The sequence below is a fragment of the Streptomyces sp. NPDC002773 genome (genome assembly GCF_040295605.1).
GTDB lineage: Bacteria > Actinomycetota > Actinomycetes > Streptomycetales > Streptomycetaceae > Streptomyces.
In genome coordinates this window covers 171,284-186,854 of sequence record NZ_JBEOVO010000012.1, presented here as the reverse complement: position 1 = coordinate 186,854, position 15,571 = coordinate 171,284, and the positions used below count along the sequence as shown (strand labels likewise).

General features: G+C 74.5%; 14 protein-coding genes. 8 read left to right on the top strand and 6 right to left on the bottom strand.

The features are described 5' to 3' along the window. Window positions 1-107: 107 nt before the first annotated feature. From ABT034_RS17505 to ABT034_RS17495, 3 genes are all read left to right on the top strand, one after another. The gene (locus ABT034_RS17505; protein WP_351216002.1) at window positions 108-491 is read left to right on the top strand and encodes a helix-turn-helix domain-containing protein; all 384 of its coding nucleotides are present in this window, start codon (window positions 108-110) and stop codon (window positions 489-491) included. A 170-nt stretch (window positions 492-661) separates the two neighbouring features. Next, window positions 662-1,132, top strand: a complete 471-nt coding sequence (locus ABT034_RS17500) for a Dps family protein (protein WP_351216000.1) — start codon at window positions 662-664, stop codon at window positions 1,130-1,132. 139 nt (window positions 1,133-1,271) lie between these two features. After that, entirely contained in the window at window positions 1,272-1,547 is a 276-nt protein-coding gene (locus ABT034_RS17495) for a hypothetical protein (protein ID WP_351215998.1), read from the top strand. Here the strand turns inward: ABT034_RS17495 and ABT034_RS17490 are convergent. From ABT034_RS17490 to ABT034_RS17480, 3 genes are all read right to left on the bottom strand, one after another. Further along, window positions 1,495-2,268 (bottom strand): SDR family NAD(P)-dependent oxidoreductase, encoded by a 774-nt coding sequence (locus ABT034_RS17490; RefSeq protein ID WP_351215996.1) that lies wholly within the window; start codon window positions 2,266-2,268, stop codon window positions 1,495-1,497. The two genes, ABT034_RS17495 and ABT034_RS17490, sit on opposite strands and share 53 nt — an antisense overlap. Before the next feature lie 32 nt (window positions 2,269-2,300). Beyond that, a complete protein-coding gene (locus tag ABT034_RS17485) occupies window positions 2,301-3,149 on the bottom strand; it encodes an Fpg/Nei family DNA glycosylase (RefSeq protein WP_351215994.1) in 849 nt (282 codons plus the stop codon). A gap of 101 nt (window positions 3,150-3,250) precedes the next feature. After that, window positions 3,251-7,900 (bottom strand): Lhr family ATP-dependent helicase, encoded by a 4,650-nt coding sequence (locus ABT034_RS17480; protein WP_351215992.1) that lies wholly within the window; start codon window positions 7,898-7,900, stop codon window positions 3,251-3,253. Between the two features lie 135 nt (window positions 7,901-8,035). On the opposite strand from ABT034_RS17480, the gene ABT034_RS17475 reads away from it, so the two are divergent. The 3 genes from ABT034_RS17475 to ABT034_RS17465 are packed head-to-tail and all read left to right on the top strand — an operon-like array spanning window position 8,036 to window position 9,973. Then, window positions 8,036-8,917, top strand: a complete 882-nt coding sequence (locus ABT034_RS17475) for an AraC family transcriptional regulator (protein ID WP_351215990.1) — start codon at window positions 8,036-8,038, stop codon at window positions 8,915-8,917. Window positions 8,918-8,927: 10 nt separating this feature from the next. Continuing rightward, on the top strand, window positions 8,928-9,668 hold the full coding sequence (locus tag ABT034_RS17470) for an AzlC family ABC transporter permease (RefSeq protein ID WP_351215988.1): 741 nt from the start codon (window positions 8,928-8,930) through the stop codon (window positions 9,666-9,668). Next, window positions 9,665-9,973 (top strand): AzlD domain-containing protein, encoded by a 309-nt coding sequence (locus ABT034_RS17465; protein ID WP_351215986.1) that lies wholly within the window; start codon window positions 9,665-9,667, stop codon window positions 9,971-9,973. The genes ABT034_RS17470 and ABT034_RS17465 overlap by 4 nt, the downstream gene beginning before the upstream one ends. A 53-nt stretch (window positions 9,974-10,026) precedes the next feature. Here ABT034_RS17465 and ABT034_RS17460 read toward each other — a convergent pair whose 3' ends face one another. Beyond that, window positions 10,027-11,385, bottom strand: coding sequence for an MFS transporter (locus tag ABT034_RS17460; RefSeq protein ID WP_351215984.1), 1,359 nt, complete (start codon window positions 11,383-11,385; stop codon window positions 10,027-10,029). Next, window positions 11,382-12,746 carry an alkyl sulfatase dimerization domain-containing protein gene (locus ABT034_RS17455; protein WP_351215982.1) on the bottom strand — a complete coding sequence of 455 codons (1,365 nt, stop codon included), beginning with the start codon at window positions 12,744-12,746 and terminating at the stop codon, window positions 11,382-11,384. Before ABT034_RS17455 ends, ABT034_RS17460 begins: the two co-directional genes overlap by 4 nt. A gap of 151 nt (window positions 12,747-12,897) precedes the next feature. Between ABT034_RS17455 and ABT034_RS17450 the strand changes: the two genes are divergently transcribed. Beyond that, a complete protein-coding gene (locus ABT034_RS17450) occupies window positions 12,898-14,088 on the top strand; it encodes a PucR family transcriptional regulator (protein ID WP_351215980.1) in 1,191 nt (396 codons plus the stop codon). Window positions 14,089-14,183: 95 nt separating this feature from the next. Here ABT034_RS17450 and ABT034_RS17445 read toward each other — a convergent pair whose 3' ends face one another. Then, a complete protein-coding gene (locus tag ABT034_RS17445) occupies window positions 14,184-15,113 on the bottom strand; it encodes a hypothetical protein (RefSeq protein WP_351215978.1) in 930 nt (309 codons plus the stop codon). Between the two features lie 78 nt (window positions 15,114-15,191). Between ABT034_RS17445 and ABT034_RS17440 the strand changes: the two genes are divergently transcribed. Then, window positions 15,192-15,386: a DUF3046 domain-containing protein gene (locus tag ABT034_RS17440; protein ID WP_041662943.1), complete on the top strand. Its 195-nt coding sequence runs from the start codon at window positions 15,192-15,194 to the stop codon at window positions 15,384-15,386. Window positions 15,387-15,571: the final 185 nt, after the last annotated feature.

Here is a 15,571-nt window from a genome sequence, read left to right as displayed (position 1 = left end):
TTTGCAGCCCTGAGTGAACACGACATCGCTCCCCGCACGGCCGCAGCGCGAGGCGGTACGGTGGGGCATGAAGGATGCGGCTACGCGGTCCGAGGAGGGAGCCACCGATGATTCTGCTCCGTCGCCTGTTGGGTGACGTGCTGCGTCGGCAGCGCCAGCGTCAGGGCCGTACTCTGCGCGAAGTCTCCTCGTCCGCCCGAGTCTCGCTCGGCTATCTCTCCGAGGTGGAGCGGGGGCAGAAGGAGGCTTCCTCCGAGCTGCTCTCCGCGATCTGCGACGCGCTGGACGTACGGATGTCCGAGCTCATGCGTGAAGTGAGCGACGAGCTGTCACTGGCCGAACTGGCCGAGTCGGCGGCGGCGAGCGAACCGGTGCCGACGCCGGTACGCCCGAGGCTCAATTCGGTGTCGGTGACGTCGGTGGCACGAGTGCCCACCGAGCGGGTGACCATCAAGGCGCCCGCGGAAGCGGTCGACGTCGTCGCTGCCTGACCGCTGCCTGACCCGAAACGGGGAGAAGCCCCGGTCGGTACCCCCTGGTGGGGTGCCGACCGGGGCTTCTCTTGTTTCTGCCGCTGTCTTTGGGGCGAATTGTTTGAGATGCCGGGTTCCGGTCAGGCGTGCCATGGTGGGGGAACGTTCGACTGGTTGGAGAATTCGCAATGTCTGTCGTGAAGAGCCCGCTGTCCGAGACCGACCTCAAGACGGTCGGCAACGCGCTCCAGGGGGCACTGGTCGACCTGGTCGACCTCGCCCTGGTCGCCAAGCAGGTGCACTGGAACGTCGTCGGGCCGCGCTTCCGCTCCGTCCACCTCCAGCTGGACGAGGTGGTCGACACCGCCCGGCTGCACTCCGACACCGTGGCCGAGCGCGCCTCGGCCCTCGGCGTCAGCCCGGACGGACGCTCGGCGACCGTCGCTTCCTCCAGCGCGATCGGAACGGTGCCGGAAGGCTGGATCAAGGACGAGGAGGCGGTCCAGATCCTCGTCGCCGCGCTCGGCGCCGTGATCACCCGGATGCGGGAACGCGTCGACGCGACCGGCGACCCCGACCCGGTCAGCCAGGACCTCCTGATCACTCTGACGGGTGAACTCGAGAAGCACGCGTGGATGTTCCAGGCCGAGAGCGTCTAGGGCGGGGGCGGGCGGGCCGGTGACGGTGTCGGTAGTGGCGCCTCTTGGGGCGATATGTGTGGTGTGCGCTGGGTTTCACCCCGGTGCGCCCTCCCGCAGGGTGATCCTGCCGGTCTAGCGTCGGCGGCAGGAGGCGGCCATGGTACGGCGACGGATACCGCCGGTGACGCTCGCGCTGGTCGCGATCGGGCTGGCGGCCGGGGGGCTCTGGTGGTGGGCGGTGCTGCGCCTGGTGCTCGCACCGGGGGAGGCCGGGCCGGTCGAAGGGGCGGTGGCCGCCAGTGGCTGGGGCCTGAGCCTGCTGCCGGTGCACGTGGCCGCCTCGTCGGGGCGACCGGGCGTGGTGGCGGTGGCCCGGCGGCTCACCAGGGCATCGCGACGCCGCCGTTGGGGCGCAGGATCTGACCCGTCGTGAACGCGGAGGCGTCGGAGGCCAGGTGCAGGACCGCGTGTGCGATGTCCTCGGCCTCGCCGACCCGCCCCAGCGGTGAGTGACGGATCATCGCCGCTTCCGCCTGCTGCTGTGCGGCGGGCTCGTGGCGGTCCGTCATGGGGGTGCGGATCCAGCCCGGGGCGACCGCGTTGACCCGGATGCCGTGCCGGCCGACTTCTGTCGCCAGGGTCTTCGTCAGTTGGACGACGGCCGCCTTCGTGACGCTGTAGCAGAGCAGGCCGGGGCTTGCGGTGTCCATCGCGCCCGAGGCCATCGTCACGATCGAGCCCGGGGTGCCGGCCGCGAGCATCGAGCGGGCCGCCTCCTGGCACGCGTACAGCACGCCCTTGAAATTGACCGCGAGGACGCGGTCGAGGTCCTCTTCGCGGGTCTCCAGGACCGAGCTCGTGTGCATGATGCCGGCGATGGCGGCCATGACGTGGAGCGGGCCCGCCGCGGTGACGGCAGTGGCCAGGGCGGTGCGGTCGGTGACGTCGAGGATGTGCGGGTGGGCGGTGCCTCCGGCGCGGGTGATCAGGGCCGCGGTCTCCTCGACGCCCTGCCCGTCCCGGTCCGCGCAGTGCGTCGCGGCACCTGCCTGGGCGAGGAGGAGGGCCGTCGCGCGGCCGATGCCGCTTGCGGCGCCGGTGACGAAGGCGGTGCGGCCGGTGAGGTCGTAGGCCGGGAGGACCGGGGGCGTCATGGTCGGACCGTACGACTGGAACTGACGGACCGTCAATTGGTGGGGTCGGTTGGGTTGTCGGTTGAGTTGTCGGTTCGGTCGTCGGTCGGTTTGCCGTCCGGGCCGTGCTGGCAGCCGGGGCACCAGTACGTGACCCGGTCGCCCAGCTCCGCCTTGCGGATCGGGGTCCCGCAGCGCAGACACGGGTGGCCCCCGCGGCCGTAGACGTGCAGCGGGGTGCCGGCGGCGTGGCGGGTGGTCGTGGTGCGGCGGTCGGGCCGGTCCTTGTTCGCCTCCAGGAGGCGGTGGGCGGTCACGACGAGGCGGGCCGGGACGTCGGGGGCCAGCTCGCCGACCGACAGCCAGGGCGTGACGCCGGCGAGGAAGGCCAGCTCCGACTTGTACACGTTGCCGATGCCGGCCAGGTTCCGCTGGTCGAGCAGGGCCTCGCCGAGTGTCCGGGCGGGGTCGGCGGTCAGTCGGCGCACGGCCTCGTCCGGGTCCCAGTCGGGGCCGAGGAGATCCGGGCCGAGATGGCCCACGACGCGGGGCTCCTCCGTGGTACGGATCAGTTCCAGGACCGGGAGCCGGTAGCCGTACGCGGTGGACTCCGCGTTTCCGAGGATCGCCCGGATCTGGTGGTCGGGGCCGCCGCGCGGGCGCTCCCCCGTGGCGTACACCCGCCACGCGCCGTCCATCCGGAGGTGGGAGTGGAGGGTGAGGCCGCCCTCGATGCGGGCGAGCAGGTGTTTGCCGCGGGGGGTGACGTCGAGGAGGGTCCGGCCGGTGAGGTCGGCGGTGGCGAAGCGGGGCACGCGGAGGTCTGCGCGGGTCAGGACTTGGCCGGCGAGGGCGGTGTGCAGGCGGTGGGCGGCCTGCCAGATGGTGTCTCCTTCGGGCACGGGTCCATTTTGCCGGGTCGGGGGGTGGGCCTGCGCCCGAGACCCTCGGTGCGGGCCCCCGTGCGGGCCAACGGGTCCGGGCGCGGTTTGCGGGTGGGGGGTCAGGCGCGGAGGCGGAGGCCTCTTGGGGTGGGGTGGAAGCCGGCTGTTTCCAGGGGGCGGGACAGGGGGGACGTCAGGGACGTCGCGCCGTTGATTCGTTCCACCGTCACAGTGCCCAGGGTCCCCGCACGCGCCGTCGCCGCCAGCGCCTCCGCCGCCGCCGCCAGAGCGGGGTCGTCCGGCTCGGTCGGCCAGCACAGCAGCGTCTTGCCGCCGCGCTCCATGTAGAGCGTGAGCTCGCCGTCGACCAGGACCACCAGCGCGCCCGCCTTGCGCCCAGGCTTGTGCCCGGCGCCGGTCGGCGGCTCGGGCCAGGACAGGGCCGCCCCGTACGCGTTCGCCGGGTCGGCCGCCGCGAGGACCAGGGCCCGGGGACCGGCCGCCGCCTCGGCGCCCCGGTCGCGGGCCGTCGCCGCGGCCCGCAGCCGGTCCACCGCGCCGTCCATCGCGAACTGGGCCGCACCCAGGCCCTCCACGACGTAGCCCCGCCGGGCCTGGCCGCTGTCCTCGAAGGCGGCCAGGATCCGGTACGTGGCCGAGAAGCCGCCCTCCACGCCCTCGGCGGCGACCGCGCCTCGGGTGACGACGCCGTGCCGGTCCAGGAGGGTACGGGCCAGGGCGTGCGCCCGATGGGTCGGCTCCGGCTCCAGCGGGGGCAGCAGCGACCAGCGGCCGGAGACCGTGGGCGGCCCCGTGCGCGAGACGGGGCGGGCGGCCGCCGTCAGCGTGCCGTACCGGCCACGCGGGACCGTGCGCCGCGCGCGGTGGGCGGTGGACCCTGCCGTACGGCCCGAGCCGAGGAGCGCGCGCAGCGGCGCCAGGGTGTCGTTGGTGAGCCGGCCCGACCAGGCCAGGTCCCAGACGGCGTCGGCGAGCTGGGGGTCGGTCGCGTCCGGGTGGGTGGTGGCCCGGATCTGGTCGGCGATCTGGCGGAAGAAGAGACCGTATCCGCCGGAGAGGGTCGTGAGCACCGACTCGTGGAGCGCGGACAGCTCCAGCGGATGCGCGGGCGGGAGGAGCAGCGGTGCCGCGTCCGCGACGTACAGCGAGACCCAGCCGTCCTTGCCGGGCAGCGAGCCCGCCCCCGCCCAGAGCACCTCGCCGGTGGTCGTCAGCTCGTCGAGGAGCCCCGGCGAGTAGCCCACGACCCGGGACGGCAGGATGAGCTTCTCCAGGGCCGACGCGGGCACGGGCGCGCCCTGGAGCTGCTCGATCGCGCGGGCGAGGCCGTCGATCCCGCGCAGGCTGCTGCTTCCCAGGTGCTGCCACTGCGGCAGGAAGGTGGCGAGCGCCGCCGGGGGCACCGGCTCCAGCTCGTGGCGCAGGGCCGCGAGGGAGCGGCGGCGCAGTCGGCGCAGGACGGTCGCGTCGCACCACTCCTGGCCGATGCCGGAGGGGTGGAACTCGCCCTGGACGGCTCGGCCCGAGGCGGCGAGCCGCTGGAGGGCGCCGTCGGTGATGGCCGCGCCCAGGCCGAAGCGGGTGGCGGCCTGGGAGGAGGTGAACGGGCCGTGCGTCCGCGCGTACCGCGCGAGGAGGTCGCCCAGCGGGTCCTTGACCGGCTCGGTGAAGGCTTCGGGCACGCCGACCGGCAGGGCCGTGCCCAGGGCGTCCCTGAGCCGGCCGGCGTCCTCGATCGCGGCCCAGTGCTCCCGGCCCCCGATCCGCACCTGGATGGCGCGGCGCGCGGCCGCGAGGTCGGGCGCCCAGCCCGCCTCGGCGCCCCGCTCGACCAGTTCGCCGTCGGTGAGCGGGCCCAGGACCCGCAGCAGGTCGGCGACGCCCTCCACGTCCTTGATCCGCCGGTCGTCCGTCAGCCACTGGAGCTCCCGCTCCAGCTCGGTCAGGACGTCCGCGTCGAGGAGCTCGCGCAGTTCCGCCTGGCCGAGCAGCTCCGCGAGCAGCCGGGAGTCCAGGGAGAGCGCGGCCGCCCGCCGCTCGGCGAGCGGGGAGTCGCCCTCGTACAGGAACTGCGCCACGTAGCCGAAGAGCAGGGAGCGGGCGAAGGGGGACGGCTCGGGGGTGGTGATCTCGACCAGACGGACCCGGCGGGCCTCGATGTCCCCCATCAGCTCCTTCAGACCGGGGAGGTCGAAGACGTCCTGGAGGCACTCGCGGACGGCTTCCAGGACGATCGGGAACGAGCCGAACTCGCTCGCCACCTGGAGGAGCTGGGCCGCTCGCTGCCGCTGCTGCCAGAGCGGGGTGCGCTTCCCGGGGTTCCGCTTGGGCAGCAGCAGGGCCCGCGCGGCGCACTCGCGGAAGCGGGACGCGAACAGCGCGGAGCCGCCGACCTGGTCGGTGACGATCTGCTCGATCTCGCCCTTGTCGAAGAGGGCGTCGGCCGCGCCGACGGGCGCCTTGTCGGCGTCGTAGGTCGTGTCGAGATGCCGGCCGGGGTCGACCGGTTCGTGGTCGAGGAGGTCCAGGCCCATGTCCAGGCCCATCAGGTCGGCGTCGGGGAGGCGCAGCACGATGCCGTCGTCCGCGTGCATCACCTGGGCGTCCATGCCGTACCGCTCGGCGAGCCGTGCGCCGAGCGCCAGCGCCCACGGGGCGTGCACCTGCGCGCCGAACGGGGAGTGGATGACGACCCGCCAGTCCCCGAGCTCGTCCCGGAAGCGCTCGACGAGGATCGTCCGGTCGTCCGGCACGTGGCCGCAGGCCTCGCGCTGCTCCTTCAAGTACGCCATCACGTTGTCCGCCGCCCAGGCGTCCAGGCCCGCGGCGAGCAGCCGCAGCCGGGCGTCGTCGTCCGCGAGGGCGCCGACCTCGCGGAGGAACGCGCCGAGCGCCCGGCCCAGTTCGAGCGGGCGGCCCAGCTGGTCGCCCTTCCAGAACGGCAGCCTGCCCGGCACGCCGGGCGCGGGGGAGACGAGCACCCGGTCCCGGGTGATGTCCTCGATCCGCCAGGAGGTCGTGCCCAGCGTGAACACATCGCCGACCCGCGACTCGTACACCATCTCCTCGTCGAGCTCCCCGACCCGGCCGCCGCCCTTCTTCGGGTCCGAGCCCGCGAGGAACACGCCGAACAGACCGCGGTCGGGGATCGTGCCGCCCGAGGTGACGGCGAGCCGCTGCGCCCCCGGCCGCCCCGTGACCGTCCCGGCGACCCGGTCCCAGACCACGCGCGGGCGCAGTTCGGCGAACGCGTCCGACGGATAGCGGCCGGCGAGCATGTCGAGCACGCCCGTGAACGCCGACTCGGGCAGCGAGGAGAACGGCGCCGCCCGGCGCACCAGGGTGAGGAGGTCGTCCACCTGCCAGGTGTCGAGCGCGACGATCGCGACGATCTGCTGGGCGAGGACGTCCAGCGGGTTGGTGGGGATCCGCATCGACTCGATGGCACCCGAACGCATCCGCTCGGTGACCACGGCCGCCTGTACCAGGTCGCCCCGGTACTTGGGGAAGACCACGCCCGTCGACACCGCGCCCACCTGGTGCCCGGCGCGGCCCACCCGCTGGAGTCCGGAGGCCACCGACGGCGGCGACTCGACCTGTACGACCAGGTCGACCGCGCCCATGTCGATGCCCAGCTCCAGGCTGGAGGTGGCCACCACGGCGGGCAGGCGGCCCGCCTTCAGGTCCTCCTCCACCTGGGCGCGCTGCTCCTTCGACACCGAGCCGTGGTGGGCGCGGGCGAGCAGCGCCGGGGCGCCCTGCGCCGCCCCCGACTGGGCCATGATCTCGGCCGGGGAGCCCGTGTCCGGGAGGGGTTCGCCGGTCGCCCGCTCGTACGCGATCTCGTTGAGCCGGTTGCACAGGCGCTCGGCGAGACGGCGGGAGTTGGCGAAGACGATCGTGGAGCGGTGGGCCTGGACGAGGTCGGCGATCCGCTCCTCGACGTGCGGCCAGATCGACGGCTTGTCACCGCCGTCCTTGCCCTCGGAGGCGGGGGAGCCGCCCAGCTCGCCCATGTCCTCGACGGGGACGACGACGGAGAGGTCGAACTCCTTCCCCGACGGCGGCTGGACGATCTCCACGGCGCGCCCCGGCGACAGATAGCGGGCCACCTCGTCCACCGGGCGGACGGTGGCCGACAGGCCGATCCGGCGCGCGGGGCGGGGCAGCAGCTCGTCGAGCCGCTCCAGGGACAGGGCCAGGTGCGCGCCCCGCTTCGTGCTCGCGACCGCGTGGACCTCGTCCAGGATGACCGTCTCCACGCCCGCGAGTGCCTCGCGGGTGGCGGAGGTCAGCATCAGGAACAACGACTCGGGCGTGGTGATCAGGATGTCCGGCGGCCGGGTCGCGAGCGACCGGCGCTCGGCGGGCGGGGTGTCGCCGGACCGGATGCCGACCTTCACGTCCGGCTCGGGCAGTCCGAGGCGGACCGACTCCTGCCGGATGCCGGTCAGGGGCGAGCGCAGGTTCCGCTCGACGTCCACGGCGAGTGCCTTGAGGGGTGACACGTACAGCACGCGGCAGCGCTTCTTCGGCTCGGCCGGCGGCGGCGAGGAGGCGAGCCGGTCCAGGGAGGCCAGGAACGCGGCCAGTGTCTTGCCGGAGCCGGTCGGCGCGACGACGAGCACGTCGGAGCCGGCGCCGATGGCCTGCCAGGCGCCCTCCTGTGCCGCCGTGGGCGCGGTGAAGGCCCCGGTGAACCAACTACGGGTCGCGGGGGAGAACGAGTCGAGCGCGGACCTGACCATGCCCCCCATCGTGCACCCGGCCACTGACAACCGCCCGGACCTGGGGAGAAAACCGGCCACTGGCAACCGCCCGGACCTGGGGGAAAGCCGGTCCGGCGGCGGCGCCGCCAGAGGCCCTGGCGCAGAATGGGAGGCATGGCGAGCGGGGAGCGGGCACGGTACTGGCAGTACGCCGAGCTGCCCGGCGTCGACCTGCTGCACGCCCACTACATCCGTAAGGCCTTCGCCCGGCACACCCACGAGACCTTCGTGTTCGCCGCGATCACCGCGGGCGTCGAGGCCTTCCACTACCGCGACGAGCTCGTCCACGCGAGCCCCGGACAGATCGCCCTGGTCAACCCCGACACCCCGCACACCGGGCACGCGGGCGTGCCCGAGGGCTGGACGTACCGCACGATCTACCCCGACGCGGAGATCGTCCGGTCCATCGCCGCCGACACCCTCGCCCTGCGCGGCTCGGTCGGCTTCACCGCGCCCGTCGTCGACGACCCGTACGCCGCCCGGCTCGTCGTCGGCGTCCACCGGGCCGCGGAGGAGGGCAACGCGCTCGCGGCCGACAGCCTGCTCCGGCTCGTCACGGCCCGCATGCTGCGCAGTCACGGCGGGCTCGTCACCCCGCTCCCGGCGCTCTCCGCGGGCGCCCGGAACGCGGCACGCGCGCGTGCCGTCCTGGAGGACCGCATGGTCGAACCGCCGACCCTGGAACGGCTCGCCGGAGAGCTCGGCACCAGCCCCTTCGCCCTCCTGCGGGCGTTCAGGGACGCGTACGGGATGCCGCCGCACACCTGGCTCACCGACGCGCGCGTACGGCGGGCCAGGCAGCTCCTGGACACCGGTACGCCCCCGGCGGACGCGGCCGCCGCCGTCGGCTTCACCGACCAGTCGCACCTCAACCGGCACTTCACCCGCAGCGTCGGGGTGCCGCCGGGGGCGTACCAACGCGCGCGGGGCGGCTCCGCGAGGACGGCCGGATCCGCCGCAAGAACGTACAAGACCGGGCCGCCGACACCCCCGTAACGTCCCTGACGTGGCAGAACAGACAGCACCCCCCGTCATACGCGACGACACACCGTCCAAACCCGACGCGGCCGTCGTCCGCGACGCCCTCGGTGTCGGCGTCGCCGTCGGCCTCTCCGGCTTCGCCTTCGGCGTGACCTCGGCGGGCTCGGGACTCAGCGTCCTCCAGACCTGCGTCCTCAGCCTGCTCGTCTTCACGGGCGCCTCGCAGTTCGCCCTCGTCGGGGCGCTCGCCGCGGGCGGCAACCCCTTCACGGCCGCCGCCGGCGCCTTCTTCCTGGGCACCCGCAACGCCTTCTACGGACTGCGGCTCTCCCAACTCCTCGCCCTCCCGAAGGCCGTCAGGCCGCTCGCCGCGCACTGGGTGATCGACGAGACCACGGCGGTCGCCCTCGCCCAGCCGTCCCGCCGGGCCGCACGCATCGGCTTCACCGCCACCGGACTCACGCTGTACGTCCTGTGGAACGCGACCACGCTCCTCGGGGCGCTCGGCGCCGAGGCGATCGGCGACACCGCCGCCTGGGGGCTCGACGCGGCCGGACCCGCCGTCTTCCTCGCCCTGCTCGCCCCCATGCTGAAGTCCGCGACCGAGCGGGCCACCGCCGGGATCGCCGTCCTGCTCGGCCTCGGGCTGCTGCCCGTCCTGCCCGCCGGAGTCCCGGTCCTCGCCGCGGCCCTCGCCGCGCCCCTGGTGCTCTGGTTCCAGGGCCGCCGCATGGCCCCGGCCGCACGAGAGAAGGACCCCCGATGACCGTCTGGATCGCGATCGCCCTGACCGCCGCCGGGTGCTACCTGGTCAAACTGGTCGGCCTGCTCGTGCCCGCCGGAGCCCTTGAGCGACCGCTCGTGCAGCGGCTCGCCGCCCTGCTGCCCATGGCGCTGCTCGCCGCGCTCACCGCCCAGCAGACGTTCGGGGCGGGCAGCGCGGTCGTCCTCGACGCCCGCGCCGCCGGACTCGCCGCGGCGGCCGTCGCGCTCGTCCTGCGCGCCCCGTTCCTCGTGGTCGTCGGCGCGGCCGTCGCCGTCACGGCGGGGGTACGCGCCCTGGGCTGGTGACACCGCCGGGTACGGGGGCGCGTGTGCGGCCCCCGTACCCGTACGGCCTTCCCTCAGTGCGCCACCGGCACCCCCAGCGACGGCGTCTCCGGGACCCCCAGCCGCTCCGCGTCCCGCTCGGGGCGCAGGAACACGGCCGTCACGGCGCCCGCGACCGCCAGCAGACCGGCCGTGAACAGCCAGCCGTTCTCGTAGCCCCGGGCCGCCGTCGCGCCCGCGTCCACGATCCCGCCGAGGACCAGCGGCGCGAGGACCCCGCCCAGGGCGAAGACGCACACCACCGCCCCGAGCACCACACCCCGCTGCGAGGGCGGGGTGATCCGGGCGACCGCCGTCTGGCTCACGGTCATCATCGGCAGCGCGAGCGCCATCGGGCCGAACATCATCGGCACCCGCAACCAGTCCGCGTCCGCCGTCGCGAAGACCGTCACGGCGGCGGCCGACAGCAGGAGCAGCACCCCCGCGCCCGAGCCCGCCGGCAGCCGCCCCGGCCGTCCGCGCCGGGCCGCCCGCTGCGCGACCACGCCGTGGACCAGCAGGACGACGCCGTTGGCAACGGCTCCCGCGCCCACCATCAGACCCGCCCGGTGCGCGTCCCAGCCGAGGACCGTCTCCAGGTAGTCCGGCAGCCAGGTCAGCTTCGAACTCATCAGCCAGTACGCGGCGAACGAGCCCGCGCACGCCGTCAGGAACGTGCCGCTCAGCAGGACCCGCCGCAGCGGCACCTCCGGAACCCCCGCGTCCTCCCGCCCGCGCGCGCCCCCCACCGGGGGTGCGAGCGGACCCTCGGAGCCGTACCGGCGCCAGATCACCGCCCACACCAGGCCGATCACACCGACCGTGCCGAAGGCCCAGCGCCAGCCCCACGCGGAGATCACCGCCGACAGGACGGGCGCGGCGACCGCGACCCCCGCCGCGGCGCCGACCATCAGGACCGCCGTCGGCAGGTTCCGGTCCCGCTGACCGAACCAGCCGTGCAGGTGGTGGACCGCCACCGGGGCCGCCGGGCCCTCCGCCGCGCCGAGCAGCACCCGGGTCAGCACCAGCGTGCCGAACCCGGCGGCCGCCCACACCATCGGCAGCTGGGCCACCGACCACAGCAGCGCCATCCCGAGCAGCAGGACGGACGTCCGCACCTTCCGGGTCAGGACCGACACGGCCAGCGCCGACACCGAGAACAGCGCGAAGAACGCGGCCTGCGCGGCCCCGAACTCCTGCCGCGAGATGCCGAACTCGCGCATGATGCCCGGTCCGGCGAGACCGAGGACCGCCTTGTCCGCGAAGTTGACCAGCATGAACCCGAGCAGCAGCCACGTCGTGCCCCAGGGGCTGCTGCGCGCCGTTCTGTCCGCCGCCCCGCCCGCCGCCGCGCCGCTGGGTGCGGCCCCGCTCGGTGTCGGTGTGCCGCTCACCCGCAGCACGCGTCCTCGTCGGCGACGACCCCCACGCTGATCGCGCCCGCGGCCCGGTCGCGTCCCTCGGCGGTCCGGGTCAGCTCCGTCGCGACGTCGGTGCCCTCCGCCACCGCCGCGGACTCCGCCGCCGCCCAGTGGAAGACCCCGCGGGCCATCGTCGACGTCTCGCGGCCCGCCCGCGTCCCGTACACCCGGGCCCTGATCCGGGCGACCTCGGCGTCCTCGGGGGCCGCGAGGGCGGCCGTCTCCGCCAGGTGCGAGGCCAGCCGCAGATCGCCCTCCGCGAGGAGCCGGGCCGCCCGCTCGGCGAGGGCGAGCGCACCGCCCGCCGCGTCCGCGAACTCCGCCGCGACGGCCGCCTCGGGCGCCGGCTTCAGATGGGCCGGATTCTGGTCGTACCAGCCGCCCCACAGCCGCCACAGGTTCCGTACGACGAACTCCGGCTCGTCGTACGCGGGGTGGAGGTACGGCTTCGCGAGCAGCTCCTGCGGGACCTTCACGCCGTGGATGACCGCGTCGAGGCGCAGCCCCGCGTTCATCAGGTCCCGGGTCTGCGCGCACAGCGACTCGAGCAGGCTCGCCGTGTCGTCGAGCGCCCGCGCCACCCGGTCCGCGCCGACGATGGGGATGCCGTGGCCCGGCAGCAGCACCTCGGCGCCCAGCTCGCCCATGGCCCGCAGCGCCCGCGCCCACTCCTCCGGGTAGCGCTGCGCCTTCTGCGGGTTGCCGGCGTTGGGCGAGTTCCAGATGAAGAGGTCGCCCGTGCAGAGGGTCTTGAGCTCCGGGACCCACACGTAGGTGTGGTCGTCGGTCTCCCCGCGCGCGTGGAACAGCTCGAACGTCAACTCGCCGTGACGGACGGTCAGCCGGTCGCGGAACGTCGTGTCCGGGTAGCGGTACTCGGTGGGCCACTCGAGGCCCGGTACGCCGAACTGGCGCCGGTTGATCCAGGTGTTGTAGCCCGAGGTCGCCACGTACCGGTCGAAGCGGGCGGCCACCGCCTCGTGCGCGATCACCTCGGGGCGGACCGGCTCGGCGTCGAAGTGCGCGGTGCCGAAGACGTGGTCGACGTGGCCGTGCGTGAAGACGACCGCCCGCACCGGGTCCTGGCTGAACGAGCGCACCGCCGTGTGCAGCAGCTCGGCCGTGCGCACGTCGCCCGAGTCCACCAGGACCAGACCCGAGCCGGTGTCGAAGACGGCCACGTTGGCGAAGGCGGGGAAGAACCCGATCCGGTCGCGGACCCGGACCAGCTCCTCCGAGGTGAACGCGCCCGTCAGATGCGGCAGCAGGGTCTCCTCGCCCCGCCACACCCGGTCGGTGTAGTCGAGGTACGTGCGGGGGTTGTGCTCGGTCATACCAGCAGCTCCTTCGGTGCGGTGCGGCGGAACGCCTGGGCACCGAGTTTCGGCCTGTCAGGCCAGCTGGGACATCCCGCCGCGTCACAGCTTTCGGGGCCGAGTACTGTGACCCGTCACACCCGGGGACGGGAGGACAGGAGGGACGGTCGTGCCGGAGGTCTCCGAGGCGGCCCGGGCGCTCGCACTGCGCTGCGAGGCCCGCGTGAACGAGCTGGCGCGCAGGATGTCCAGGGACTCCTTCGCCGGACTGCCCGGCTACGACCGGCTGCCCGACGAGATGAAGGACGTGGAGATCGCGGCGACCGTACGCCACGGAGTACGGCTCTTCCTCCGCCGTGCCCTCGCGCCCGAGCCCGGCGAGCCCGGCGCCATGCGGCTGTTCCGCGAGCGGGCCGCGCAGCGCGCCGAGGAGGGGATGCCGCTCCACCTGCTCCTGCGCAGCCACAGCCTCGGCGCGTACATGCTGTGGCAGGCGCTGCGCGAGGTGACGGCACCCGGCGAGGAGGCGGCCCTCGTCGAACTCGCCGACCTGCTCTTCGCGTCCCAGCCGGCCGTCGTCGGCGGCGTCGCGGAGAGGTACCTCGACGAGCGTTCGGCCCTGGAGGCGGAACGGTGGGCCCAGCGCCGTTCCCTGCTGCGCGGGCTCCTCGACGGGACGCTTCCCGCGGCCCGGCTCGCGACCGTCCCGTTCGGCCTCGACGGGCCCTGCCTCGTGCTCGCCGTCGGTGCCGTCGCCGCGCCCGACGAGGGCGAGGTGGCGGCCCGGCGGCGGCTGCGCCGCGTCCAGACCGCGCTCGACCACTGCTTCGGCATGGAGGTGCCCGCCCTCCTCGACAGCGGTACGGAGCCGGGGCGGGCGATCGTGCCCGGTGCCGCGGAACCGCCCGAGGACCTGGCGCGGCGGCTCTCCCAGGCCGCGGGGACCGCGCTGCGGGTCGCCGTCGTGCCCGCCGGGGGCCCGGGCGAGGTGCCGGGGGCCGCCCGTACCGCCGGGGAGGTCCTGCGGGTCGCCGCCGGCTGCGGACTGCCGCCAGGACTGCACCGGCTCGACGACGTGCTCCTGGAGTACCACCTGTCCCGGCCCGGGGAGAGCGGCCGGCGGATCGCCGCCCTCCTCGACCCCGTCGCCGACCGCCCGGAGCTCCTGGAGACCCTCCGCGTCCACCTCGCCCACGGGCAGGACCGGCGCGCCACGGCCGCCGCGCTCGGGCTGCACCCCAACACCGTCGACAACCGGCTCGCCAGGACCGCCGAACGCACCGGCATCGACCTGGCGACACCCAGGGGCACGGCCACCGCCCTCGCGGCCCTCCTCCTGCGCGATGCCCCGGAGGGGTAGGGCGAACCCCGCGGAGGGGTAGGGCGGACCCCGCGGAGGGGTAGGGCGGACCACGGCGGAGGGGTAGGGCGAACCACGGCGCCGCCCGCCCCGGGTCAGGCGACCGGGCGGCCGTGGGCACGCAGGGTGCGCAGAGCTTCGACGGTGACGATCGGCCGCCATTCCAGGGCCGAGCCGGGGGCCCAGGCGCGCCAGCGGATCGGCCAGCCGCCGTCCTCCTCCTGGTCGGCGGCGAGCCGGTCGAGGGAACGGGCCATCTCCTCCTCCGTGAACCAGCGAGCGGCCAGCGAGTCCGGCACGCGCGCGTAGTCGTGCGGGAAGTGCAGCTCACCGGGCGCGTACCCGTCGGGCAGGGGATAGTCGTCCTGCCGGTCGGGGTCCAGGACGGCGAGCCGCTGCTCGCGGACCAGACGGCCGAGGCGGTCGGCGGCGGCTTCCGCGCGCGAGCGGTCCGGGGCCCCGTCCAGGAAGGCGACGGCGGCCTCGATCTCGTACGGGTGGGACTTCTCCAGCGACTCCACGGCCGACCAGCAGAACTCGGTGGCCCGGAACAGCCACGCGTGCCACACCTGGTTGCGGTGCAGGAGCCCGACCACCGGGCCGGTCGAGAGCAGCGCGCTCGGCGGGAGGTCGACGACCGTCAAGAACGGCGCCGACGGGTAGGCGCGCTGCGACGGATGGATCGCCGGGAGCGCGCCGTCGTGGGTGGACACCTCGGTGAGGTAGCGGCAGATCCGCTCCACGCGCAGCCCGCCGCAGCGGCCGATGGAGTCCAGGACCCGCAGCGCGTGCGCGGTGTGCAGGGGCTGGCTGACCGGCCCGCGCAGATCGGGTTCGAGCGCGTGACCGTACCCGCCGTCCTCGTTGAGGTACGCGGCGAGGGCCGTCTCGACCTGATCCGCGCCGCCGCGCAGGAAGTGGTAGGCGAACCTGCGCTGTTCGAGGACACGGGCCGTCAGCCAGACGAAATGCTCGGCGCGGGCCAGGGGGGTCGCGGGCGGGGAGGAGCGGGGTTTTTCGGCCATGGTCCGACCGTAGGGCGGAAGGACCCGGTGGCAAGGCCTACGGAGCGGGCTCACTCTTGGGAGCGGGATACTGGGGTCATGCGGTTGACGATTTTCTGGGAGCGGATGGCGGACCACTTCGGTGCGTCCTATGCCGAGTCCTTCGCGCGGGACCATGTGATGGCGGAGCTCGGGGGCCGGACGGTACGCGAGGCGTTGGACGCCGGCTGGGAGGCGAAGGACGTGTGGCGGGCCGTCTGCGCGGCCGTCGACGTGCCGGCCGACAAGCGCTGACGGGACGGCGGCGCCGGACCGACCCGCTCCCGATCGGCCCGGCGGCACTCGGCTCGGGCCGGGTGTCCGGCGGGGATGTGCGGGGTCCCGGGTGGAATGTCCGTGCGGTGCGCGAGACTGGCGGGGTGGCCCCGACTGACGACATCGAACCGACTGAACCGACCGACCCGACGGCGACGACCGCT

Excerpts from the sequence above, each read along its gene's own strand:
- ABT034_RS17475 (WP_351215990.1), top strand. The coding sequence starts at position 8,036 with ATGGCGAGCGGGGAGCGGGCACGGTACTGGCAGTACGCCGAGCTGCCC.
- ABT034_RS17445 (WP_351215978.1), bottom strand. The coding sequence starts at position 15,113 with ATGGCCGAAAAACCCCGCTCCTCCCCGCCCGCGACCCCCCTGGCCCGC.
- ABT034_RS17440 (WP_041662943.1), top strand. The coding sequence starts at position 15,192 with ATGCGGTTGACGATTTTCTGGGAGCGGATGGCGGACCACTTCGGTGCG.
- ABT034_RS17455 (WP_351215982.1), bottom strand. The coding sequence starts at position 12,746 with ATGACCGAGCACAACCCCCGCACGTACCTCGACTACACCGACCGGGTG.
- ABT034_RS17465 (WP_351215986.1), top strand. The coding sequence starts at position 9,665 with ATGACCGTCTGGATCGCGATCGCCCTGACCGCCGCCGGGTGCTACCTG.
- ABT034_RS17490 (WP_351215996.1), bottom strand. The coding sequence starts at position 2,268 with ATGACGCCCCCGGTCCTCCCGGCCTACGACCTCACCGGCCGCACCGCC.
- ABT034_RS17505 (WP_351216002.1), top strand. The coding sequence starts at position 108 with ATGATTCTGCTCCGTCGCCTGTTGGGTGACGTGCTGCGTCGGCAGCGC.
- ABT034_RS17480 (WP_351215992.1), bottom strand. The coding sequence starts at position 7,900 with ATGGTCAGGTCCGCGCTCGACTCGTTCTCCCCCGCGACCCGTAGTTGG.
- ABT034_RS17495 (WP_351215998.1), top strand. The coding sequence starts at position 1,272 with ATGGTACGGCGACGGATACCGCCGGTGACGCTCGCGCTGGTCGCGATC.
- ABT034_RS17500 (WP_351216000.1), top strand. The coding sequence starts at position 662 with ATGTCTGTCGTGAAGAGCCCGCTGTCCGAGACCGACCTCAAGACGGTC.